At 70.4% G+C, this 23,936-nt stretch carries 18 protein-coding genes and 1 pseudogene; 5 read left to right on the forward strand and 14 right to left on the reverse strand.

Annotated elements, in window-relative coordinates; all coding sequences use genetic code 11:
• Positions 1-27: 27 nt before the first annotated feature.
• Entirely contained in the window at positions 28-720 is a 693-nt protein-coding gene (locus HUO13_RS29125) for an HAD family hydrolase (RefSeq protein ID WP_211898176.1), read from the reverse strand.
• 134 nt (positions 721-854) lie between these two features.
• Here HUO13_RS29125 and HUO13_RS29130 point away from each other — a divergent pair, with 134 nt between their 5' ends.
• Together HUO13_RS29130 and HUO13_RS29135 are read left to right on the forward strand one after the other, a co-directional pair.
• The gene (locus tag HUO13_RS29130; RefSeq protein WP_211898177.1) at positions 855-1,643 is read left to right on the forward strand and encodes a DeoR/GlpR family DNA-binding transcription regulator; all 789 of its coding nucleotides are present in this window, start codon (positions 855-857) and stop codon (positions 1,641-1,643) included.
• 692 nt (positions 1,644-2,335) lie between these two features.
• Positions 2,336-3,646 carry an MFS transporter gene (locus HUO13_RS29135; protein ID WP_211898178.1) on the forward strand — a complete coding sequence of 437 codons (1,311 nt, stop codon included), beginning with the start codon at positions 2,336-2,338 and terminating at the stop codon, positions 3,644-3,646.
• 1,179 nt (positions 3,647-4,825) lie between these two features.
• On the opposite strand, the pseudogene HUO13_RS38455 reads toward HUO13_RS29135, so the two are convergent.
• The 4 genes and pseudogenes from HUO13_RS38455 to HUO13_RS29155 form a co-directional block, all read right to left on the reverse strand.
• Positions 4,826-5,446, reverse strand: a pseudogene (locus HUO13_RS38455) (PIG-L family deacetylase); the annotation flags it as partial.
• Positions 5,440-7,998, reverse strand: coding sequence for a GtrA family protein (locus HUO13_RS29145; RefSeq protein ID WP_211898179.1), 2,559 nt, complete (start codon positions 7,996-7,998; stop codon positions 5,440-5,442). The pseudogene HUO13_RS38455 and the gene HUO13_RS29145, both read right to left, overlap by 7 nt.
• Positions 7,999-8,040: 42 nt before the next feature.
• Positions 8,041-9,009, reverse strand: coding sequence for a glycosyltransferase family 2 protein (locus HUO13_RS29150; protein ID WP_211898180.1), 969 nt, complete (start codon positions 9,007-9,009; stop codon positions 8,041-8,043).
• A 244-nt stretch (positions 9,010-9,253) separates the two neighbouring features.
• A complete protein-coding gene (locus HUO13_RS29155) occupies positions 9,254-11,341 on the reverse strand; it encodes a glycoside hydrolase family 43 protein (RefSeq protein ID WP_249124157.1) in 2,088 nt (695 codons plus the stop codon).
• 148 nt (positions 11,342-11,489) lie between these two features.
• Between HUO13_RS29155 and HUO13_RS29160 the strand changes: the two genes are divergently transcribed.
• Positions 11,490-13,571: a S9 family peptidase gene (locus tag HUO13_RS29160; protein ID WP_211898181.1), complete on the forward strand. Its 2,082-nt coding sequence runs from the start codon at positions 11,490-11,492 to the stop codon at positions 13,569-13,571.
• A gap of 43 nt (positions 13,572-13,614) precedes the next feature.
• Here HUO13_RS29160 and HUO13_RS29165 read toward each other — a convergent pair whose 3' ends face one another.
• The 7 genes from HUO13_RS29165 to cmk form a co-directional block, all read right to left on the reverse strand.
• Complete coding sequence (locus HUO13_RS29165; RefSeq protein WP_211898182.1) at positions 13,615-14,448, reverse strand: aldo/keto reductase; 834 nt, start codon at positions 14,446-14,448, stop codon at positions 13,615-13,617.
• A gap of 157 nt (positions 14,449-14,605) precedes the next feature.
• Positions 14,606-14,971 (reverse strand): hypothetical protein, encoded by a 366-nt coding sequence (locus HUO13_RS37835; RefSeq protein ID WP_249124158.1) that lies wholly within the window; start codon positions 14,969-14,971, stop codon positions 14,606-14,608.
• A gap of 239 nt (positions 14,972-15,210) precedes the next feature.
• A complete protein-coding gene (locus HUO13_RS29175; RefSeq protein WP_249125184.1) occupies positions 15,211-16,275 on the reverse strand; it encodes a sensor histidine kinase in 1,065 nt (354 codons plus the stop codon).
• A 29-nt stretch (positions 16,276-16,304) separates the two neighbouring features.
• The gene (locus HUO13_RS29180; RefSeq protein ID WP_249124159.1) at positions 16,305-16,997 is read right to left on the reverse strand and encodes a response regulator; all 693 of its coding nucleotides are present in this window, start codon (positions 16,995-16,997) and stop codon (positions 16,305-16,307) included.
• Between the two features lie 79 nt (positions 16,998-17,076).
• A complete protein-coding gene (der, locus tag HUO13_RS29185; RefSeq protein ID WP_211898185.1) occupies positions 17,077-18,519 on the reverse strand; it encodes a ribosome biogenesis GTPase Der in 1,443 nt (480 codons plus the stop codon).
• Positions 18,520-18,540: 21 nt separating this feature from the next.
• Positions 18,541-19,236: a lysophospholipid acyltransferase family protein gene (locus tag HUO13_RS29190; protein WP_211898186.1), complete on the reverse strand. Its 696-nt coding sequence runs from the start codon at positions 19,234-19,236 to the stop codon at positions 18,541-18,543.
• Positions 19,237-19,241: 5 nt separating this feature from the next.
• Positions 19,242-19,967, reverse strand: a complete 726-nt coding sequence (cmk, locus tag HUO13_RS29195) for a (d)CMP kinase (protein WP_211898187.1) — start codon at positions 19,965-19,967, stop codon at positions 19,242-19,244.
• 145 nt (positions 19,968-20,112) lie between these two features.
• Between cmk and HUO13_RS29200 the strand changes: the two genes are divergently transcribed.
• Together HUO13_RS29200 and HUO13_RS29205 are read left to right on the forward strand one after the other, a co-directional pair.
• A complete protein-coding gene (locus tag HUO13_RS29200) occupies positions 20,113-20,595 on the forward strand; it encodes a cation:proton antiporter regulatory subunit (RefSeq protein ID WP_211898188.1) in 483 nt (160 codons plus the stop codon).
• A gap of 126 nt (positions 20,596-20,721) precedes the next feature.
• Positions 20,722-22,068 (forward strand): cation:proton antiporter, encoded by a 1,347-nt coding sequence (locus HUO13_RS29205; RefSeq protein ID WP_211898189.1) that lies wholly within the window; start codon positions 20,722-20,724, stop codon positions 22,066-22,068.
• A gap of 302 nt (positions 22,069-22,370) precedes the next feature.
• Here HUO13_RS29205 and HUO13_RS29210 read toward each other — a convergent pair whose 3' ends face one another.
• Positions 22,371-23,132 (reverse strand): pseudouridine synthase, encoded by a 762-nt coding sequence (locus tag HUO13_RS29210; protein WP_211898190.1) that lies wholly within the window; start codon positions 23,130-23,132, stop codon positions 22,371-22,373.
• Positions 23,125-23,859, reverse strand: a complete 735-nt coding sequence (gene scpB / locus HUO13_RS29215) for an SMC-Scp complex subunit ScpB (protein WP_211903238.1) — start codon at positions 23,857-23,859, stop codon at positions 23,125-23,127. The genes HUO13_RS29210 and scpB overlap by 8 nt, the downstream gene beginning before the upstream one ends.
• Positions 23,860-23,936: the final 77 nt, after the last annotated feature.

Below are 23,936 nucleotides of genomic sequence, written 5' to 3' on the forward strand. Positions count from 1 at the left end.
CGCGAGCGTCTTGCGGTGCGGACGACTTCAGCCGCGGACCGGCGTGGACAGCGAGGCGAGCAGCCGCTCGCGCACGTCGTCGAGGTCGGCGGCGACGTAGCCGGCCGCGGCCAGCGCGTCCTCGGCGGGCGGGTAGTCGGAGTTGGGGATGGCCACCACCGTCATCCCAGCGGCGGCCGCCGCCCGCAACCCGTTGCTGGAGTCCTCGACCGCGAGGCACTGCTCTGCCGGGTGCCCGAGCTTGTCCGCGGCGGCGAGGTAGACGTCCGGGCTGGGCTTGCCGCGAGGCACTTCAGCGCTGGAGACCGTGGCGCTGAAGTGCTCGGTCAGCCCGTGGCGGTCGAGGACGGCGTCGATCAGCCTGCGCGGCGCGGAGGATGCCAGCGCGATCGGCGCCCGGGCTGCGGTCTCGGTGACCATCCGCAGCGATCCGGGCAGCAGTTCGATCTCGCCACCGTCCAGCGCGGCGATCATGCCATCGACCACGGCCTTCTCGGTCTGGGCCGCCGTCTCCTCGGCCTCGCTGAAGTCGGCCAGGAAGGCCGACCACTCCGGAGCGCTCATGCCCTGCACCTGCCGGGTCTGCTCGGCGGTCCAGGTCTTGCCCCGGTCCGCCGCGAACGCGGTCCACATCCGCTCCCACAGATGTTCGCTCTCGACGAGAACGCCGTCCATGTCGAACACGACCGCGCTGCGCGCGCCCGCCTCGGGCTGCGTCATGCCTCAACCTCCCGCAATCCACTGGTGCAGCCAAATTAACATCGGAAGCGTTAAGTGTCACTACCCATGTGATAGTTCGCCGGGTTGACTGCCCGAGGATCACCACGCGGCGCCGCAGCAGGCAAGATGGCCCCATGTCGTCCGCACCGAAGAAGCAGTCGCCCCGGCTCCTGCGGCAGCAGAAGATCGTCGACCACGTGGTCTCCAACGGCTTCGCCAGCGCCGCGGAGCTGTCGAGCCTGACCGGGGTCAGCCTGATGACGGTGCACCGCGACCTCGACGACCTGGTCACCCGCGGCCTGCTGCGCAAGTTCCACGGCGGGGTCTCCGCCCAGCCGTCGACGGTGTTCGAGAGCAGCTCGGACTTCCGGCTGCACACCCACACCCGGGAGAAGGACGCGCTCGCGGCCGAGGGGCTGCGCATGGTGGCGCCGGGGATGTCGGTCATGATCGACGACTCGACCACCGCGCTGGCCCTGGCCCGGCTGTTGCCCGACGTCGGCCCGCTGACCGTGGTCAGCAACTACCGCCAGGTGCAGGAGGCGCTGCGCGAGGTGCCCGACATCAGGCTGATCGGCCTGGGCGGCGAGTACTCCCGCACCCACGACTCCTACCTCGGGCTGCCCTGCCAGGAGATGGTCAGCAGCTTCTCGGTGGACATCGTGTTCCTGTCGACCTCGGCGATGAACGCCCAGATGACCTACCACCAGGAGCAGGAGATCGTGCTGGTCAAGCGCGCGATGCTGGAGAGCGCCAGCACCCGGGTGCTGATGATGGACGCCAGCAAGGTCGGCCGCGCGGCCCTGCACCGCTTCGCCCCCGTCAGCGCCTTCGACCACGTCCTGCTCGCCGGCGAGTTCGACCCGGAGCTCGTGGAAGCCATGCGCGAGCACACCGACGTGCGCCAAGCTGCCCTGACCTGAAGACGCAAGGCTTGGTGGCCCAGCCAGCCCAGCCCCGGCAGCCGAGCAAGTTCCCGCCCCGCAACGCGCACCCGGAGGCAGGATTCCGCCGGGAGCCGGGAGCCGAGAGCCGAGAGCCGAGAGCCGAGAGCCGAGAGCCGAGAGCCGAGAGCCGAGAGCCGAGAGCCGGGAGCCGGGAGCCGGGAGCCGGGAGCCGGGAGCAGAGCTAGCAAGCCAGCGGACGGGATGGAACCTCACGTCTGGAGTGCGCCGAGCGATCGGGCTGCTCGCAGCCACGGAGGAATGGCCTGACGAGCCCGGTTTCACTCCTGCGGAGGCCAAGTTCTGCATGCAGCACCAGATCTACGCCCATAGCACTGCAGCTCCGGCCGCTGGTGCGGCGCGGCGCGCCGCTGGGCGCTCCGCCCCTACACCCCAGGTAAGGCGGCCATCCGGGGCCAGCGTCCGTGGCTGCCGCTCCGTGCCGACGGGCTGGGCGCGCGGTGTCCCAGTTCCACACTCGAAGCGAGAAGGTTTAACACTTCTATTGATAAATCTAGCTCGCCGTATGAGTATGGTGCGCGACGTTAGCGAGATCGGCGTCCCCTGACGACGGCTCCCCGGTTACCGGTGGCCACCTCTACCCCGGTCCGGCGGCGGCCTGGTGGCGGGCGCGCGTGACTCGCATCAGCACCTCAACGTGGAGGTTTGGCGTGACCACAGCCACTCCTGCGGGATCCGGGTCCCTGCTCGACAGATGGGGCCTGCCGAAAGCACTGGTCTACGGCTACATCGGCGTGCTCCTGTTCATGATCGGCGACGGGGTCGAGTCCGGCTTCATCTCGCCGTACATGGCAGACCACGGCGCGGGCAGCGACGTGCACGCGGGCTACGTGATCACCGTCTACGGCGTCGCGGTGATGATCGCGTCGTGGTTCTCCGGTGCGCTCTCCGACGTGTGGGGCCCGCGCCGGGTGATGATCGTCGGCTTCGTGATCTGGGTCGTCTTCGACGTCCTGTACCTGGTGTTCGCGCTCGGCACGCAGAACTACGTGCTCATGCTCGTGTTCTACGGCATCCGCGGCTTCGGCTATCCGCTGTTCGCCTTCGGTTTCCTGGTGTGGATCACCTCCACCGCTCCCAGCGCGCGCCTGGGCGCGGCCGTCGGCTGGTTCTACTTCGCCTTCACCGGCGGCCTGCCGACGCTGGGTTCGCTGTGGGCGAGCATGACCACTCCCTATATCGGTCAGCTCGGCACCCTGTGGTCGGCGCTGGTGCTGATCGGTCTCGGCGGCGTGTTCGCGCTCTTCGGGGTCAAGGAGCGCACCGGCTACGGCCGGTTGATCCCGCAGGAAGTCACGTTGGGCGAGAGCCTCAGCAGCAGCGTCTCGGTGATCTGGACGCACCCGCGGGTGTTCGTCGGATGCATCGTGCGGATCATCAACACCGCACCCGAGTTCGGCATGCTGGTGTTCCTGCCGCGCATCTTCTCCGACGGTCTGGGCTTCGGCGAGAGCAAGTGGCTGCAACTGCTGGCGATCATCTACGGCACCAACATCGTGTTCAACCTGATCTTCGGCGTGGTCGGCGACAAGATCGGCTGGCGCCGGACGATCGCGACATTCGGCGGCGTCGGGTGTGCGATCAGCGTGGCATTGCTGTACTTCATCCCGGTGTGGCTGGGCCCCGACTACTACTGGGCGGCGGTCCTGGTCGGCATGTTCTACGGCGCGACGCTGGCGGGCTTCGTCCCGATCTCGGCGCTCATCCCGTCGATGGCACCGACGAACAAGGGTGGCGCGATGGCGCTGCTCAACCTCGGCGCCGGTGGCGCGACGTTCGTCGGACCGGCCATCGCGAGCCTGTTCTTCCCGGTGGCCGGGGCCGCCGGGGTGACGTTGATCTTCGCCGGGCTCTACGTGGTCGCCGCGCTGCTGACCACGCAGCTCAAGATTCCCAAGGACGCCGAAGCGGCGATCAGGGAGGGCAAGAGCCTGCAGGAGGTCGGTGCCACGGCCCGCTGAACCCCGAGCCTTCCGCCCGCGCCTCTTCCCCCAGGGGCGCGGGCGGATCGCCATCCACGGCTCATCCGTCACGGTCACCAGGTACCTGCCGTCCGGCGTGAACGCTGGGCCGTCGATGCTGTGCCCGGCGAGTACATCGCTGTGCACCCGTCCACTCTCGATGGTGAATACCGCCGTGCCGCCGGACGAACCTCGCACCGCGACGAGCAAGCGGTCTCCGATGGTGGCCAACGAGGGTTCGGACACCGCGGCTGCCTCCACCGAAGCCACGGCATTCCAGCCCGCGTGCTCGGCGAGCACGACCACGCGTCCCGTGCCGGCCTCGCGGAAGGCTGCATATCCGCCTGCGACGGCCACCCGTCCCGCCGGGCGCTGGTCGTGCGATGTCGCCACGGTCTCGAACCGGCCTCCTGGAGTGCCGCGCCAGTGCAGCAACCGCGTGCCTTCCAGCGCGAAGACGTGCAGGACCCCGGAGCTGTCCACGGCCATCGAGACCTCGTCGGCCACTTCAGCGCCGCCGATGCCGGTCCACGTGGCCGACCGGTCGCTACGGACGCTCACCCCACCCCGGCCGTTCTTCACAGCGACGACGACCGAGCCGTCCGGCGCCACGAGCACAGCGGGCGGACCGACGTGGGTCACTTCTCGCAGGACCGGTGGCACTCCGAGGTCGACCCAGCCCGGCGGCCAGAGCCCGGAATCGTCCTCCCGCTTCAGGAAAACCCGCCCGGAAGTCTCCGCCTGCACGACCAGCACGTGCCGGCCTGCACCGTCGGTGGCGAGTGCGGGCGAGCCGGCTGCCGGGACGAATCCTCGAGTGCTCAGCTCTCGCTCGCCGACGAACAACCGACCGCCGCTCACGTGCGCCCACACCGGGTGGCCCGCACGGTCGGTCGCAGTCCACGAACCCGACCGGCCCCAGCGCGGACGCATGCTGCGCAACCACGTCGCGTAGGGATCGTCCATGCTGACCATCGGGTCGTGCGCCGCGTAGGCGGCGAAGTCCCGGCGCTTCTCGGCCACGACCCGCGCCGGGAGGTTCGCCGGTGCGTCAGCGATGTTGTAGTCGCGGTAGTGCAGGACGTGCACCGCGGTACCGCCCGGGTCGTGGCGCCGCAGCGCTGCTCTGGCGAAGTGCGCCGTGGCGGTGTGGTCCGGATGGTTGTGGCCCGGCCACTGCGACTGGTACCTGGCGTCCGGCTCCGGATCCTGAGTACGGAGCACGGTTGGCGTGAACCGCGCGTACAGCTGCGCGAGCACTGTGATGACCGCACCGCGGTCGTAGGTCGACTCCCCCACCGGTGATCCCGTTGGCACCAGCGTGCGTACAACGGCGCGCTCGTCGCGCCACAGTCTGCTCAGTGCGTGCTTGCCACCCTGCGCGTGTGGGTCGTTGTCGTCCGGCAGGTTGACCCACACCAGTCGCACCGACGGCAGCGCTGTCAGGGAGTACACCTCGACCGACTGCTGCGGCGACAGCGCGAGCGGGGTGCGGTTCCACTCGTCGGGCACGCCGGCCATCGACGCGAACGCCACCCGCGTGCCCGCCTGCCGCCGTGCGGCGTAGGGCTCGGCAGGGACCACATCGCTCTCCCCCGCTGTGAGGTAGATGGTGGTGACCGACGCGCCGGAGCGGATCGCCGCGCGCAGGTCGGGGTTCATGAACAGGATGTCGTCGTCGGGGTGCGCGACGACCTGCAGGTGGCTTCGCACCGGTGCCCCGGCACCGGCTCCAGCCGGCAGGCCGAACATCGCTACCACCAGCAGGCAAAGGACGAGCGCCACCCGCGCGATCAACATGGCGCCGCCCTTCGCCTCCGCACGGACAGCGCGAACGCCACCGCTGCACCCAGCGTGGCGAGCACGGCCTGGAGTCCGAACCACGGCGGCTGCCAGGTGACTCGCACCGTCCCCGCCTCAACTCCCGGCGGTAGCACGACTTTCAGCAGTCCCGCAGATGTCGAGAGCACCGTCGCAGGCAAACCGTCCACAGTGGCTGAGTAGCCCGGCCAGGCCAGGCGCGCGAAAACCAGCTCTGCACCCGTACTGCGAGCGGCGCGGAACCTGACCGTCTCCGTGCGCTGGCCATCCTCGGCGTTCCCGCTCACTGTCACACCGTGAGCGACGCTCAGCCTGCCTTCCCGCCACGGCAACGCATCTCGCCTCCGCACGACGACCACGTCTGGAGCCCGCTCGGAAACCTGCCATCCCAGCGGAGGTTTCGGATCGTCGATCAGCTTGCGCTGCACGACCACCCGGTCGAGCCTGAGCTGGTCGGCCAGCACCGCACCGGTCTCGTCGGCTTCCCACAGCCGCCGGTAGGCCGCCGCACACGCGGAACCGTAGTAGCTCAAGCACAACCGGCGGTGCAGCGGCGCGTAACCGATGCCGGTGTAGGAGACCAGGCTCGGCACTCCGGCGACGGCGTGCATGTGTCCGAACAGCAGCCGACGCCACGCGCGCCCGGATTCGACGTCCTCACCGCTGATCGCATTCCGGTCGGCGACCTGGAAGAGCGTGCCACCACGCAGATCGGCGAACTCCGCGCGTACCCGGTCGACGTCCGTGGGGAAGTTGTAGGTGGCCACGTCGCGGTTGGCTGGGAACCACCACATCTGCATGACCAGTGCGCAGGCGGTGCCGAGGTGGATCACCACCGCACGCGAGGCGCTCGTCCGCGAAGCCAGTACCACCACGAGCAGACCGCAGATCACCACCAGGGACGCCAGGTGGTTGAGCGACTGCGACGGCCAAGCCGCGAACGACAGATACGCCGACCCCGCCAACGCTGCCGCCGTGCACGTGACGCGAACACGCATCCGGTCGGTGCGCAGTCCGTGCGACAGCGCCACGCCGAACAGCACCGCCACCGCCAGCCACAGCACCGCGACGTGCCGCAACGGCCACCGGAACAGCCACGCGTTGGACGGTCCGAGGCACAGCAGCGCGTAGACGACCGCGAGCACGAGCGCGGCGCCGCACCGCCGCCTTCCCGCCAATGCCGCTCGCCAGTCCAGCCACGGCAGCAACGGCACCACGAACCACGCAAGGTAGGTGGCGGGCACGGTCATCCGGAAGGAACCGAACGACAGGATCTGCGGGGCGAAGCTGGGCATGCTGGCGTTGAGCAGGTCGCCGACATCCGGCACGAACTGGCCGACGTTGAACAGCTCCAGACCGGAACGCCAGGTCACCGGGCCGGTCATCACCAGCGGCAGGAAGACCAGCGGCAGCGTGAGCGCGGCAGCCGCACCCACCCCTGCCAGCCGCGCGACCGGCTTGCCGGCCAACGCGGTTTCGACCAGCACAGCACCGAAAACCGCACACATCGCGAGAACGCCGTAGGGATCTCCTGCCGAGACGCACAGGAAGCAGAACACCCACACCACCCACGGTGCGGCCCGGCCGTCGGCCATCCGGTGCAACGACCACCACACCCAGGGGACCCACGCGAACCCCATGAGCCCGGCCGCCCAGCTCGACGCCTGGAAGTACAGGACGAACCCGGATACCGGCAGTGCCGTGGCGAGCACGGAGGCGGCAGCGCGCGAGGCACCGTAGCCACGGCACAGGACATGGACGCCGACCCCGAGCACGACCAGGAACTGCGTCTTGATCACGGTCGCAGCCACGGCGAGGTCACCGATCGCGACGACCAGGAGGAAGTCGATCAGGTGCAGCGGGTTCCAGACGCCGAACAGCGCCTCCGCCGCGAGGTTCCCGCCCATCCAGGCATCGGCGTCCAGCAGCAGCGGCCACTCGCCGGCGAGCAGTCGTTCACCCAGCCGGTGCCACATGGGCAGGAACTGCGCCGCGCTGTCGTCCCAGAAGTAGAAGGACGGGTTGACCAGAGCGGGTATCTGGACGAGTACAGCCACCAGCACCGCCACCGCGATCACCGCCCGGATTTCCGGCTTCCTCGCGCGAAAGCGATCACGCCAGGGAGCCACCGGGGGCGCGGGAGCAGCCGTGAGCGCGCGCTTGCTCAGCAGGAAGGTGACCGGCAGCACCAGCAGACCACCTACAACCGGCGCGACCACCGGTCCGGCACCGAAAACGCCGACCAGCACCGCGACGGCACCAGCGCTGAGCGCGATCGTGGGCACGTTCGACAGCGGATACAGCAGCAGCGTACGTGCACGAGGCACGACACCGAAGGTGAACCGGCAGTTCAGCACGTACGAGCACAGCATCGCCGTCACCGTCGCGACAACGTGCGCCACGACGTAGGGCAGCAGCACCCAGGTCGCGAGGTAGGTTGCGCAATGCACCACCGTGTTCGCCACGCCCACCGCGGCGAAGCGCACGAAGCCCGAACCCAGGAGCCTCGATCGCGCAGCATCTCCCCACACCGTTCCCCCAGAGAAGTAGAAATCGACAGAACAGCGCGGCCGTCAGCCCGCCCGGGACAACGACTCGAGTCGTTGCGCACGCGCCGGCGCCACCCCGCCACCCGACTCCTTCACCAGGAAGTGCGGACGGCGCTTGGTCTCGACGTAGATCCGCCCGATGTACTCGCCGAGCACGCCGAGGAACAGCAGGTGCAGACCGCCCAGGCCCGCGACCGCGACCAGAAGCGTCGTGTAGCCCGGCACCCGCACCCCGTTGACCAGCGTGTGCACGACAACGAATGCCATGTAGCAACCGGCCAGCACCGCGACGAGCAGGCCGAGGTAGACCGACAGCCGCAACGGCTTGCTGTTGAACGACACCAGCCCGTCGATGCCGTAGTTGACCAGCTTGCCCAACGACCACTTCGACCGGCCGATCGCGCGTGGGACGCCGCGGAACGGCACGGTGGCCGTGTCGAACCCGATCCACCCGAACAGCCCCTTGGAGAACCGGTTGCGCTCGTCGAGCGAGAGCACCGCGTCGACCGCCCGGCGCGACAACACGCGGAAATCGCCCGCACCGTCCTGAACACCGACGTCGGTGAGCGCGTTGAGCGCCCGGTAGTACATCCGGGAGAGCAGCGAGCGCAGCAGCGGATCGCCCTCCCTGCTCCGGCGGGCCACGACCTGGTCGCAGCCGGAGTCCATCAGTGCCAGCATCCTGCTGAGCAGTTCGGGCGGGTGCTGGAGATCGGCGTCCATGATCGCGACGCGCTCCCCGCGGGCGTCGCGAAGCCCGGCGAGCACCGCGGCCTCCTTGCCGAAGTTGCGGCTCAGCGACAGGTACCGGATGCGGCTGTCGGCGAAGGCCAGCCGCCGCGCCTCGATCAGCGTCCCGTCGGTGCTGCCGTCGTCGACCAGGATGACCTCGCATTCCCGGTCCACCGCAGCCAGGACCGCGGCGAGCGCGTCGTGCAGCCGCGGCAGCGCGCGTTCCTCGTTGAAGCACGGGATCACAACGGAGAGGTACATGGTCCGGCTCTCATCCAGGCTCGGCGTAAGCCCGATCCGCGCTGGGAACGGGCTTTTCGGTCGCATCGACACTAGGAGCGCCACCGAAAGCACCCCCCGCCCGACACACCGACGCGTCACCCGGGCAGGAGAATCCGCCGCCGCTCTGGCAGCGCATCCGTTCACCGGCCAGAATCCCTGTTTCCGCTGATCAGCGGACTGAAGTCCGCGATTCGCCACGCGCGGAGCGCAACGGACCGAAGCGTCACAGGCGCGCGCACTGCCCCTGGGCCGCGCCGCGCACCTCGTTCGGCCTGCCCTCGTCGCTGGGCGCAGGTGAGTTCCCTCGGCACGTCAGGGAATCCTCGAAGACGTTGCCCGCCACCACGATGGGGCTCGCGCTCCGGTTGCCCTGCAGGCGCACCGGCCCCGACACCTGGCCGTCCTGCACCCGAACCCGTCCGGATACACCGTCGATCCGCAGCCGCCCGGCGATCTCGACGCCGGAAAGCCACACCCCGCGCGCACCACGCACGTCCACGCCGCCGTCCACAGTGGAGTCGAGCGCGACCAGCGCCGCACCTCCGCGCACGCGCACCGTCCCGGACACCGCGGCGTCGCGCAGGCACAGCACGCCTTCCGAAACGTCGATCGACTCCTGCGCCCCGCTCAGCGTGCGCGTGCACGACGTCACGGGAACGGTCACCGCGACCGGAGTCCTGCGGTCTCCATCCAGGTTGTCGATGTCGAAGTAACTGCCCGCCGCGGTGCGGCGCTGGTAGCGCAACGTCAGAGCGGCGATCTCCGGTAGCTCCGGCCCTGGCCGCAGCACCGCGTGCTGGTCGGACTTCTCGACCGTTGCGGCTGTGGACGGTTCGACGGTCGCCGTGACGCGGTTGAGCCCGTTGCCCAGCCCCATCGACGCGCCCGGCGCGGTCGTCACCCGCCAGCCCACCCGCGCGCTCCCGGGTCCGAGGTCGACCAGGCCGACATCGCTGGTCAGCGAGTACGGCGCCACACCGGCGGGAATCGGCTCGTCGGTGGTCGACTGGTCGATGCTCAGCGACGCCGAGCCGGCGTCGAGGTTCATCCGTTCGGTGTAGAGCCTCCGGTCTGTGTCGGTGGTGGGCCTGCCGTGGTGGACGTAGTAGAGCTGCGAGCCGTCGGGGGACGCGATGACGCTGCCGTGTCCGGTGGAATACATGCCCTCCTGCTCGTCCTGCTCCAGCACCGGGTTCGCGTCGCTCTTCTTCCACGGCCCGAGCGGGTGTTCGGCCACCGCGTACCCGACTCCGTAGTACTCGTTGGCGTAGTTGTTGGCGGAGTAGGTCATGAAGTAGACCGGCGATCCGTCCTCGGTGTGGCGCTTGATGGTCGTCGAGCCCTCGGCCCACCGGCGGTCCTTCTTGTCCCCTCCGGACTCGGCGTAGTCGTTGACGTGCGCGTTCTCCCACGGCTGCGGGTCGCCGCCGTAGTTGAGCACCGGGGTGAAGCCGTCCTTTCGCACCAAGGGCGGATCGTCGGGCGCGCTGTTGGCGTCGCGGTAGCTCGGGTGGATCTCGGGCATGGTCGCGCCCGCCGGGTCGCGCCACCAGTCCGCGGTCAGCTCGACCGCGTAGATGTTGCTCTCCTCGACGTACTTGCCGAGATCGTGGTCCCACACCCAGTTCCGGTAGGCGTTGCGGGAGAAGTACAGGTAGATGCGGTCGCCGTCGAAGAAGACGTTCGGGTCGATGAACGGCAGGTAGGTGCCCAGCGGCGCAGTCATGCCCTCCTCGAGCGTCGCGGGCGGCTTCTTCTGGGTGTGGTCCATGATGAGGTTGACGTCGTGGTAGTCCGGGTCGTACGGGAAGTAGTCGATCGGGCGGTCCGCGATGTTGCGGAACGGGCCGGCGGGCGAGTCGGCGACCGCGACGCCGACCTTGCTGGGCTCCTCGAAGTCGGCGTACTTGAAGTGCTCGGCCACGCCGTCGCGCATCCTGGCGGAGTAGAACAGGAAGTACTTGCCGGTGTCCTCGTTGTGGTAGACCTCCGGCGCCCAGAACCAGTCCCGGCCCCACTGGGTGCCGTCGCCGCCGTCCAGCGCCCCGCCCGGCAAACGCTCCCACGTCGCCAGGTCCGGGGAGCGGTATATGGCGAAGTGGTAGCCCGGGTCGGCGCCCTCGGTGGAGTAAGCGAAGTAGGAACCGCTGTCCTGGTCGTGCAGCACGAACGGGTCCGCGCCGGGCAGCGACGCGTCGTTGTAGTAGGTCGCGTTGGTCGCCATGGAATCGCGCGTTTCCGCCGTCGCGGTGGTCATCGTCGCCACGAGCAGGAGCGGCACCACCGACACCGCCCCTCGCCAGCGTGCCACCGGTCGCCTCCCGATCACACTCACAGTGATGCCGCGTTCACCCTGGGTTGACTCTTACCGGTGACGGGTGCCTTGTCAACATCCGGCACCCGGGATGCCCAACGCCCTGCCGCAGCGGGGGGACGCCGGATTTGGCAGGCTGGCCGCTATGCCGTCAGAGCAGTCGTTTCCCCGCCGCAGCGCCCGGACTCAGGGCTTCACCCTCGGCACCCCCAGGAATTTCACCGTGTCCGGTGACGGCGCGACCGTGCTGTTCCTCCGCTCCGCCAGCGGCACCGACCGTCACAACGCACTGCACGCACTGGTCACCGCAACGGGTGAAGAGCGAATCCTCGCCGATCCGGCCGCACTGCAGGCCGACGAGCACGTGACGCCCGACGAACAGGCGCGGCGGGAACGGGCCCGGGAGCGCGGTGCCGGCATCACCGGCTACGCCACCGACAGCAGCGCGAGCCGCGCCGTGTTCGCCCTCTCCGGGAGCCTGTTCATCGTCGACGTCGCCGCGGGGACCGTGCGCGAGCTGCCCGCGCAACAGCCCGTGGCCGATCCCAGGCTCGACCCGGACGGCCGCACGGTCTCCTACCTCTCCCGCGGCGCGCTGCGCGTCGTCTCCGCCGACGGCACCGGCGACCGCGCACTGGCCGAGCCCGACGGTGACGACGTCGTGTGGGGAGCGGCCGAGTTCATCGCGGCCGAGGAGATGCACCGCTACCGCGGCTACTGGTGGTCGCCGGACGGCTCGGCGGTGCTGAGCGCGCGCGTGGACGAGTCCGCGGTCGCGCACTGGTACCTCGGCGATCCCGCCGACCCGGCCCGCCCGCCGACACCGATGCGCTACCCGGCCGCCGGTTCCGCCAACGCCGACGTGACGCTGGCGGTGCTCGGCCTCGACGGCACGCGCGTCGACGTCGGCTGGGACCGCGAGTCCCTGCCGTACCTGGTCGCCGCGCACTGGTCGGCCCACGGCAGGCCGCTCATCGCCGTGCAGTCCCGCGACCAGCGCACCCAGCTGGTCCTGGCGGTCGACCCGGCCACCGGCGCGACCGGCGAGGTGCACCGCGACACCGACCCGCACTGGATCGAGATCAAGCCCGGCTGGCCCGCGTGGCACCCCAGCGGCCGGCTGGTCCGGATCAGCGCACGGGACGGCGCGTACCGGCTGGTCGTCGGCGACCGGCCGTGGACACCGCCGGAGCTGCAGGTCCGCGCGGTGATCGACGTGGGCGACGACGTGCTGCTGTCGGCGTCGGAGGACGATCCGGCGGAGGTCCACGTCTACCGCGCGACCGAGGACGGCGTCGAACGCATCACCCGGACCTCCGGCGTGCACAGCGCCACCCGCTCCGGCGAGGTCGTGGTCGTGGCCAGCGGCTCCCTCGACGAACCCCGCACCAGGTTCCGCGTGCTGCGCGGCACCCACGAGATCGCCGAGGTCGACTCCCGCGCGCAGCCCCCGGACATGGCGCTCAACGTCGAGCTCCTGCGGCTCGGCGAACGAAAGCTGCGCGGCGCCCTGCTGCTGCCCAGCGACTACCGCGAGGAACACGGCAAGCTGCCGGTGCTGGTCGACCCCTACGGCGGCCCCCAGGCGCAGCGCGTGCTCGCCCGCCAGCAGGGCTACCTGACCTCGCAGTGGTTCGCCGACCAGGGCTTCGCCGTGCTGGTGACCGACGGGCGCGGCATGACCGGCCGCGGCCCGGACTGGGATCGGGCCATCGCGGGCGACCTGGCAGGCCCGCCGCTGGACGACCAGGTCGACGCCCTGCACGCCGCGGCGCGGCAACGCCCCGAGCTGGACCTGGACCGCGTCGCCATCCGGGGCTGGTCGTTCGGCGGCTACCTGGCCGCTCTGGCCGTGTTGCGCAGGCCGGACGTGTTCCACGCCGCGATCGCAGGCGCCGCGGTCTGCGACTGGCGGCTCTACGACACCCACTACACCGAGCGCTACCTCGGCGACCCGAACGACGCCCCGGAGGTCTACGAGGCCAACTCGCTCATGCGCGACGCCGCCGCACTCGAACGCCCGCTGCTGCTGGTGCACGGCACGGTCGACGACAACGTGGTGCTGGCGCACTCACTGCGGTTCTCGGCCGCGCTCACCGCCGCGGCCCGGCCGCACACCGTGCTCCCGCTCCCCGGTGTCAGCCACATGCCCACCGACGAGAGCACGACCGAGAACCTCCTGCTGCTGCAGGTCGACTTCCTGCGCCGCAGCCTGGCGAACCGCTGACCTGCGACCGCCGCGAGGTGTGCGCCTCGCGGCGGTCGCGACGTCACAGGATTTCCAGCGGCACCGCTCGCCCCGGCGCGGGGAACCGCGCGTCGAGATCGGCCAGGTCCTCATCGGACAGCCGGATCTCCAGCGCGGCGTGGTTCTGCTCGACGTGCTCGGCGGTGGCGGCCTTCGGGATCGCGCACACCCCCTCGGTCGCCAGCACCCAGGCGATCGCGACCTGCGCCGGCGTAGCCGAGTGCCGCTGCGCGACCTGCTTGAGCACCGCGTCGCCGAGCAGGCGCCCCTGCTCGATCGGCGAGTAGGCCATCACCGGCAGCGCGTGCTCACCGCACCACGGCAGCAGGTCGTACTCGACACCCCGGCGGGTCAGGTTGTACAGGACCTGGTCGGTCACCGACTGCCTGCCGAGCTCGTGCTCCCACAGCTCGCGCATGTCGTCCGGGTCGAAGTTGCTGACCCCGAAGTAGCGGATCCTGCCGTCGGCGCGCAGCTGCTCGAACGCCTCCAGCGTCTCGGCCAGCGGTGTGCCACCACGCCAGTGCAGCAGGTACAGGTCGATGCGGTCGGTGTTCAGCCGCCGCAGGCTGCGCTCGCACGCCTCGACCGCACCCCGTCTGCTCGCATTGTGCGGAAATACCTTGCTCACCAGGAAGACCTCGTCGCGGCGACCGGCGATCGCCTCGCCGACCACCTCCTCGGCACCGCCGTTGCCGTACATCTCGGCGGTGTCGATCAGCCCCACACCCAGGTCCAGCCCCCTGCGCAGGGCCTCGACCTCCGTCGTCCGGTCCGAGCGCCGCTCGCCCATCCCCCAGGTGCCCTGCCCCAGAACCGGGAGGTCGCCGCCACCGGGCAACCGAAGCTGTCGCATGCTCGCACACTCCGCATCTCGTTCTCGATCAACAGGTCGTGCCGGGCGCGTCGACAGTCTAGGCGGCGCCGGATCCGCCGATCACCGGACGCGGAAACGGGGTGGCCACCGCCCGAAGCGGTGACCACCCCGCGTACTCCCACGTACCAGTGACCGATCAGCGGGCGCTCTGCGCCTGCAGGGTGTCGTTGGCGTTCAGCAGGTTGTTGTGAACGTGGGTGTCCTGGATGTTGTCGTCACTGCCGACGTTGACCTGGATCGGCCTGACGTTGTTGTGCACCTTGTTGCTCTGGTGCGTGGCGTTGAACTGCCCCTGAATGGCCCAGTGGTCATGCCACCAGCCAGGGCCACCGGCCGCCATGGCCGCGCTCGAGGCTCCCAGCAGCAGCGGCACGCTCAGGCTTCCCGCGATCAGGGCACGACAGACAGTACGCATACTCACGCCTTTCCATAACGGGTGGCCGATCAGCCGCCATAAACTGATCGGTTCGGAATCAAATGCTTGGAAATGACCTTCGGACAACTCCCCAGAACCATTTCCGTGCCATCGATTCTCAACGCGCCACACACGCCCCCTCAACCGCAGCCGACTCGTTTTTCTGATACCTCCGCGACTCGTAACGTCACCCGGCAGATCACCGATGCCCCGCACCGTTCCCCCAGGTTAAGAATTTGCCAAGATCGCTCGGACCTCGTTGAACACGCACCGACACCACGCTTGCGGGTGATGATCGACGTAGCCCGATCGATACCCGGAACGCCTCAGCGCGGTCCGCGCGGCAGCAGCGCCACCAGTTCGAAACCACCGTCCGCGGCCGGTCCGGCGTCCAGCCGGCCACCGGCCATCTGCACCCGCTCGGACAGGCCCTCCAACCCGGACCCGCCGGAACCGATGTCGACCGGCTTCCCGTCCGCCACCGAGTTGACCACCGAAACCCGCAGAGAGCCCCCGGTGACGTCGACCCGGACCCCGACCCGCGCCCCCGGAGCGTGCTTCGAGGCGTTCGTCAGCGCCTCCTGGACCACCCGGAACGCCGCACGCTCCACCCCCGGGGTGAACACCTCGCGCTCGTCGACCTCGACGTCCAACCGCACGTCGAGACCGCTGGCTCCGGCGCGGGTGACCAGATCCGGGATCGCGCGCACGCACGCGCTCGCGGGGTTGCGGTCACCGGCAAGACCGAGTGTCGTGCGCATCTCGTCCAACGCCTGCTTCGCCAGCGCACGCAACCGCCCCGCCGACTCCTGCGTCGCGGGCTCCTCGCTGGTGGCCGCGAGCGCCGCCGACTCCACCGCGATCAACGTCACCTGGTGACCGACCGCGTCGTGAATCTCCCGAGCGATCCGGGCCCGCTCCTCGGCGCGCGCCGTCTCGGCCTTGGCCGCCAGCTCGGCCTCGGTCGCCTCACGCAGCTGCCGCAGGCTGTCGGTGAGCTGGTGACGGGTCGTCACCAACGCCCCCAACGCCACCGGGGCACCGGCGCCGAACAGCACGAAGCTCACCGTCAGCAGGATCGCCGCCGGCCCCAGCGACTGCTGGACCAGCACCGGTACCACCGCCGCCACCAGCACCACCAGCAGCGCGGCGACCTGCCAGCGGTAGTGCGGACGGGCCCGGCCGAACGCATACAGCGCGACCACACCCGGAGCCCAACCCAGGCCACCGACGAACGCAGGCACGCACAGCACCACGACCAGCCTCGGCCACCGGTGCCGCAACGGCAGCACCGCGCACGCCGACAGCGCCGACACCAGCGAGAACCACGAACTGGCGTGGGAGAACAGCACCGCAACCGCCGGAAGCCCTACGGCGAGGACCTCCGACACGGCCAAGCGCCACCAGGAACCGGCCCGGTTCACCACGACTCGCCGTCTCCGCAACCGGACACCCGCTGCGCGATCAACGCCGCCTGCACGCGGTTCTCCGCACCCAGCTTGCCGAGCACAGTGGACACGTAGCTCTTCACCGTCGCCTCGGTCAGCCCGAGGCGGTCGCCGATGTCGGCATTGGACCGTCCGTCGGCCAGCAGGAACAGCACCTGCCGCTCCCGCGCCGACAGCGTCCGGACCAGCCGGACCTCATCGGCGCTGTCCCCCAGGTTGCGGAACCGCGGCAGCAGCCGCGCCGTGATCCGCGGATCGAGCACCGCGCCACCGGCAGCCAGGTCGATCACCGCGCGGACCAGCACCGCCGGATCGGCGTCCTTGAGCAGGAATCCGTTCGCCCCCAACCGCAACGCCTCGGCGACGTAGTCGTCCAGGTCGAAAGTGGTCAGCACCGCGGCGATCGGCGGAGCTGCCATCGCACGCAGGTCCCGCAGCGCGCTCAAACCGTCCTTGCTCGGCATCTGCACGTCGATCAGCACCACGTCGGGGCGATGCCCGCGCACCGCGGCGAGCAGTTCCTCGCCGTTGCCCGCCTCCGCCACCACCCGGATGCGGCCACCCTGCTCCAGAAGAACGCGCAGGCCACGCCGCAACATGACCTCGTCGTCGGCCAGCACGAGGCGGATCGGACGTTGCGCGGCCCCCGCAGTCTCCCCGCGCACCTCGGTCACCTCCCCTGTTTCCGAGGGTTTTGAGCAGCCTACTGGGGCCCGCACCACCCGGCGCGGGCGCCACGGCAGGTCAGCGACGGCCGCTCTTGGGGCCCTTGCGCTCCCGCACCCGCACCGAGATCCGCACCGGACTGCCCACGAACCCGAAGGTGTCGCGCAACTTGCGCTCCAGGAACCGCCGGTAGCCCGCCTCGAGGAACCCGGTGGTGAACAGCACCACCGTCGGCGGACGCGAATGGGCCTGCGTCGCGAAGAGGATCTTCGGCTGCTTGCCGCCGCGCACCGGCGGCGGGTGCGCCGCGACCAGGTCCGACAGCCACGAATTGAGCTGCCCGGTCGGGATCCGGGTGTCCCAGGAGTTCAGCGCGGTACGCAGCGTCGGCGCGAGCTTGCCCACCGCACGCCCCGTCAGCGCCGAGACGTTCACCCGCTCGGCCCACCGGACCCGCACCAGCTCGCGGTCGATCTCCTTCTCCAGCTGGTGTCTGCGGTCCTCGTCGACCAGGTCCCACTTGTTGTAGGCGATGACCAGCGCGCGCCCGGCCTCCACGACCATCGTGAACACCCGCAGGTCCTGCTCGGTCAGCGGCTGCGAGGCGTCGACCAGCACGATCGCGACCTCGGCCGCCTCGATCGCGGCCTTGGTGCGCAGCGAGGCGTAGTACTCCGTACCGCTGGCGGTCTTCACCCGCTTGCGCAGGCCCGCGGTGTCGACGAACCGCCACACCTCACCGTCGAGCTCCACCAGCGAGTCGACCGGGTCGACGGTCGTACCCGCGACGTCGTCGACCACCGCGCGCAGCTCACCGGTCAACCGGTTGAGCAGGCTCGACTTGCCCACGTTGGGCTTGCCCACCAGCGCGACCCGGCGCGGACCACCGGTCTTGCCGAACTCCTCGTGCGGCACGTCCGGGAAGACCGCCAGGATCTTGTCGAGCAGGTCACCCGAACCGCGACCGTGCAGACCGCTCACCGGCATCGGCTCGCCCAGACCCAGCGACCACAGCGCGTGTGCCTCGGCCATCGCCCGCTCGTCGTCGACCTTGTTCGCCGCCACCAGCACCGGCCGCTTCGAGCGGCGCAGCACCCGCGCCACGGCCTCCTCGGTGGCGGTCGCGCCCACCTGCGCGTCCACGACCAGCAGGATCGCGTCCGCGGTGGACATCGCCATCTCCGCCTGCGCGGCGACCGCGGCCTGCAGGCCCTTGGCGTCGGGCTCCCAGCCGCCGGTGTCGACGACGGTGAAGCGCCTGCCGTTCCACAGCGCGTCGTAGGCCACCCTGTCGCGGGTCACCCCCGGGGTGTCCTGCACGACCGCCTCCCGGCGGCCGAGCAGCCGGTTCACCAGCGTCGACTTGCCCACGTTGGGGCGGCCGACCACGGCCAGAACCGGCTGCGGGACGGGGGCGTTCTCGTCATCGGAAAGGTCGGCGTCGTCGAACTGGGCCCACTCGGCCTCGTCGGACCACGTGCCGTCCAGACCGGAACCGCCCTCCAGCGACTCGTCGGTCACGCTTCGTTCCTCTCGGTAGTACTAAGCCTTGTCCTTGGCCGGGACCAGCCGATCCAACTCGGCGATCAGCTCGACCAGTTCGGTGCGCACCCGCTCGGTCGCCGCGGTCAAGCCCGCGCGCCCCTTCGCGTCCGGCAGCACGACCGGATCCCCGAACAGCACGTCGACCCTCGGCAGGAGCCTACGGCCGCGGCCCTCGGGACGACGGGTCCCCCGGCACGCAACCGGCACCAGCACCGCACCCGAGGAACGGGCCAGCCATGCCGCCCCGTTCTGCGCGGTGGCCATCTCACCGCCACGTGTTCCCTCGGGGAACACCCCGACCAGCCCGCCCGCGCGCAACACGCGCACCGCCGCCAGCAGCGGCGTGCGGTCCGGCTCGCCCCGGCGCACGGGCAGCTGCCCGATCCTGCGCAGGAACCAGCCGAGCAGCCCGCGAAACATCTCGTGCTTGATCAGGAACACCGCGGTGCGCGGGATCATTCCGAACAGCAGCGGACCGTCGGCCAGCGAACTGTGGTTGGCCACCAGCACCACCGGCCCGGTGCGCGGAATCCGGTCGGCGTGGTGGATGCGCACCCGGTACGCGCGGCGCACGAGCAGGATCGAGATCCACTGCCCCAACCGGTGCAGGAACGGCGAAGCACCGTCGGGCAGCGTGTCGCCACGCTCCCGCTCCGGTGCCCGACCGCCCTGCGGCGCCGGGCCGCTTCCCATCGAGTTCACCGCGACGTCCGTTCCATTCCCGCGAGCAGGCCCCGGCTCTCGACCAGTTCGAGCAGCCGCCCCAGCACGGCCGCCACGTCCAGCTCAGTGGTGTCCAGTTCGAGCGCGTCGTGGGCACGCCGCAACGGCGAGGTCCGGCGCCCGGAGTCCAGCGCGTCCCGGCGCTGCACGTCGGCGTGGGTCCGCTCCAGGTCGCTCACACGGCCCTCCGCGGTGTCCTGCGCCGTGCGCCGCTGCGCGCGGGCGTGCGACGAAGCGGTCAGGAACACCTTCAGCCCGGCATCCGGTGCCACGACCGTGCCGATGTCGCGGCCCTCGACCACGATGCCTCCCGGCGCCGACAGCGCCTCGCGGATCAGCCCGCGCTGCTGCTCCACCAGCAACTCGCGCACCGCATCCACCGCCGAAACCGCCGAAACCGCACCGGTCACTTCCGGCCCGCGGATCTCCGCGGCCACATCGGCACCGTCCAGGAAGACCGCGGGCGCCAGCGGGTCGGTGCCCATCTCCAGCTTCGCGGCGGCGGCGATCCGCTCGACCCCGGCGGGATCGTCCTGGGCCACCCCGGCCCGCAGCACGCCGAGCGTCACCGCCCGGTACATCGCACCGGTGTCCAGGTACGTCGCACCCAGCTCAGCCGCCAGCTTGCGGGCCACCGTCGACTTGCCGGTGCCCGACGGGCCGTCGAGGGCCACCACACCGCGCAACCTGGCGTGTGCCACGTCGCCTGTCCTCCTTCGTACCGACATCGGCGGTGGATACCCACCGCGACCGACAATCCATTCTGCCTGTTCGGCACGCGGGCACCCCAATCGCGTCCGGATCGGCGGTGCCGCCGCCCCGAACGCCTGTACTAGGGTCGGCGGTGTGGACGTGACAGTGACCCCGTTGCCGGGGCTGGGGACGCAGCAGGACTTCACGACCCGCTCCGGTCACCGCATCGGCGTTATCTCCTACCGGGACGGCCGGTTCGAACTGATCGTCTGCAACCACGGCGACCCGGACAAGGTGGCGACGTCGGTCGACCTCACCGTCGAGGAGACCAGCGCGCTGGCCAACCTGCTCGGCGCGCCCCACCTCGTCGCCCAGCTCACCGAGCAGCAGCGCGAGGTGGCGGGGATCACCACCCGGCAGCTGCCGGTGGCCCCCGGCTCGCCATACGACGGCCGCGCCCTCGGTGACACCGAGATGCGCACCCGCACCAGCACTTCGATCGTCGCCGTGGTCCGCGGCGGCACCGTGCACCCCTCACCCCGGCCGGACTTCGAGTTCGCCGGCGGTGACCTGGTCGTCGCAGTGGGCACCGCGGCCGGCCTGCGGGCGGCCACCGAGATCCTCGACAAGGGCTGATCTCGCGCCGGCACGGCCGATCAGGGATCGGATGAGCCCGGGCACCCGGGCTCATGCCGACGTGCGCGGGTCCGGCCTGGCACCACGACAACTGCACACGCATTGACCAGGTGAGGGGAAACACCGTTGCACGACACAGCTTTGTCGCTCATCGAGCTGGGAGCGGTGTTCTTCGGACTGGGAGTGCTGGGCAGGCTCGCGTGGAAGATCGGCATCTCGCCGATCCCGCTCTACCTCCTCGGCGGTCTCGCCTTCGGCACCGGTGGCCTCATCCCGCTGCACGGCATCGAACCGTTCACCCACCTCGCCTCCGAGATCGGCGTGGTGCTGCTGTTGCTGCTGCTCGGGCTGGAGTACTCGGCGGGCGAGCTCGTCACCGGCCTGCGCCGCTCGTGGCTGGCCGGACTCGTCGACCTGGTTCTCAACGCCGCACCCGGCGTCATCGTCGCGCTGATGCTGGGCTGGGGGACGGTCGGGGCGTTGACGATGGCCGGCGTCACCTACATCTCGTCCTCGGGCATCGTGGCCAAGGTGCTCGGCGACCTCGGCAGGCTGGGCAACCGGGAGACACCGGTGATCCTGTCGATCCTGGTCTTCGAGGACCTGGCGATGGCGGTGTACCTGCCGATCCTGACCGCCGTGCTGGCCGGGGTGACCTTCTTCGGCGGACTCACCGCCGTCGGCATCTCCCTGGTCGTGATCACGGTGGTGCTGATCATCGCGCTGCGCTTCGGGCGCTACGTCTCCGCGCTGGTCGACAGCCCCAACCCGGAGGTGTTCCTGCTCCGGCTGCTCGGTGCCGCGCTGCTGGTCGCCGGGATCGCCTCCGAACTGCAGGTCTCGGCCGCGGTCGGCGCTTTCCTGCTCGGCATCGCGATCTCCGGCTCGACCGCCACCAACGCCACGCGCATCCTGGAGCCCCTGCGCGACCTGTTCGCGGCGATGTTCTTCGTGGTGTTCGGCCTCAACACCGACCCGACGGCCATTCCGCCGGTGCTGCTGCCCGCGATGCTGCTGGCGGTGGCGACCAGCGTGACCAAGGTCGCCACCGGCTGGGTCGCGGCCGGGATGCAGGGCGTCGGCAAGCTCGGCCGGGCCCGGGCCGGCGCCGCCCTGGTGGCGCGCGGCGAGTTCTCGATCGTCATCGCCGGGCTGGCCGTCGCCAGCGGCGCGGTCACCGACGACCTCGCGGCGCTGGCCACGACCTACGTCCTGCTCATGGCGGTGATCGGACCGATGGCCGCGCGGTTCGTCGAGCCGGTCGCCCGCCGCCTCATGCAGCGCCCCGCCGCCCAGGTCTCACCTCCTGCGCCCAACTCCGGCTCCGACGTCCAGGTCCGCCGCCCGGCGCCCGGTCCTGACCCCGCGCCCAGCACTGACCCGACGCCCAGCATGGACCCGGCCCCCAGCACTGACCCGACGTCCAGCGCAGACCCCGACGTCCAGCGCGCAGACTCCGACGTCCAGCACTGACGCCGCGTCCAGCACTGACCTGGCGCTCAGCTTCGCCCCGCGCCCAGCTCTTACCGGCGCTTCGCTACCCCGCCAACTCTCCGGCCAGCGCCATTACGCCGCCGCTTGCCCGTACCAGCGCTCTGACACGTCGCGCCTACCCGAACCCGCTGTCTGGCCCTGCGCATCCCTGCTGGTCTCTGGACGCTTGATGGCCACGGTTCACCGACAGGCATTGATTTCGACTCACACTGAAACCACTAGCGTTACAGACGCCAGGCGGCACGGACCGCCACAGTACGAGTCGTTAGGTACTTCCGCGCTCAGAGCCCGACAGCGCGGTACAGCGAGCTGATCTCCTTGCGGTCGAGCGGCCTGATCGCGCCCTGGCGCTCGGTGGTCAGCCGCACGTCGCCCACGGCGGTGCGGACCAGCCGCTCCACCGGGTGGCCGACCTGCTTCAGCAGCCGCCGCACCACGTGCTTGCGGCCCTCGTGCAGCACGACCTCGACGAGAGCGCGGCCCTCGTTGACGTCGATCACCCTGAACGAGTCGACCTTGACCGGACCGTCCTCCAGCTCGATGCCGTTGCGCAGCTCGCGACCCAGGCCCTTCGCGATCGGGCCGGGGACCTCGGCGAGGTAGGTCTTGAGGATCCGGTACGACGGGTGCATCAGCCGGTGCGCCAGCTCACCGTCGTTGGTGATCAGCAGCAGGCCCTCGCTGTCGACGTCCAGCCTGCCGACGTGGTAGAGCCTTCCCTGCCGCTCGCGCAGGTAGTCGCCGATGCACGGCCTGCCCTGGTCGTCGGACATCGTGCAGAGGATGCCCTTGGGCTTGTTGAGCAGCAGGTGCGTCAGGTCCGCGTTGACCATGATCCGGTTGCCGTCGACGTGGATGACCGCGGTGTCCGGGTCGACCCGGGTGCCCAGCTCCAGGACGATCTCGCCGTTGACCTCGACACGCCCCTCGACGATCATCTGCTCCGCCGCGCGCCGCGAGGCCACCCCGGCCTGGGAGAGCACCTTCTGCAGCCGGACGCCTTCAGCGCTGGGCGAGTTGGTCGGGGAACGGTGTTCAGACATCGTCGATCGCATCCACTTCGGGCAACAGGGGGGCCAGCGGCGGCAGATCCTTCAGCGAGGACAGGCCGAGCCGTTCCAGGAACAGCTCGGTCGTGCAGTAGAGGATGCCGCCGGTCTCCGGGTCGTTTCCGGCCTCTTCGATAAGGCCGCGCCCCACAAGGGTACGGATGACGCCGTCGACGTTCACACCGCGTACCGCCGCGACCCGGGACCGCGTGACCGGTTGACGGTAGGCGATCACGGCGAGGGTCTCCAGCGCCGCCCTGGTCAGCTTGGCCCGCTGCCCGTCCAGCAGGTAGCGCTCGACGTAGGGCGCGTAGGTCTCGCGGGTGTAGAAGCGCCAGCCGTCGCCGACCCGGCGCAGGTCGATGCCGCGCCTGGCGTCGGCGTAGCCGTCCGACAGCCGCCGCAGGGCGTCCCGGATGCGGGCGACGGGCTGGTCGAGCGTGCTCGCCAGCAGTTCCTCCCCGGCGGGGACGTCGACCACGAGCAGGAGCGCCTCCAGGGCGGCGTCGAGCTCGTCGTCGGAACTGAGGTCCGGCGCGGCGTTCGTCTCGACCGCGTCCGTTCCGTCCTCGGCCCCTGCGTCCGCGGCACCACCATCATCCGCAGCGGTGTCGTCCCCTGTTTCGGCGTCAGGCGTCTCCGCAGCGAGCACTTCGGCGACCACCGCGGACGCCGCCCCGGGTTCCGGGCCCGACTCGGCAGAACCGTCCTCGACCGCCACGGAAGCCTTTGAGGACGCCTCGGCAGGTGCGTGCGTCGCGGCCAGCAAGTCCTCGACCGCGTCGGAAACCGCGCCGC

The organism is Saccharopolyspora erythraea, assembly GCF_018141105.1.
Lineage (GTDB): Bacteria > Actinomycetota > Actinomycetes > Mycobacteriales > Pseudonocardiaceae > Saccharopolyspora_D > Saccharopolyspora_D erythraea_A.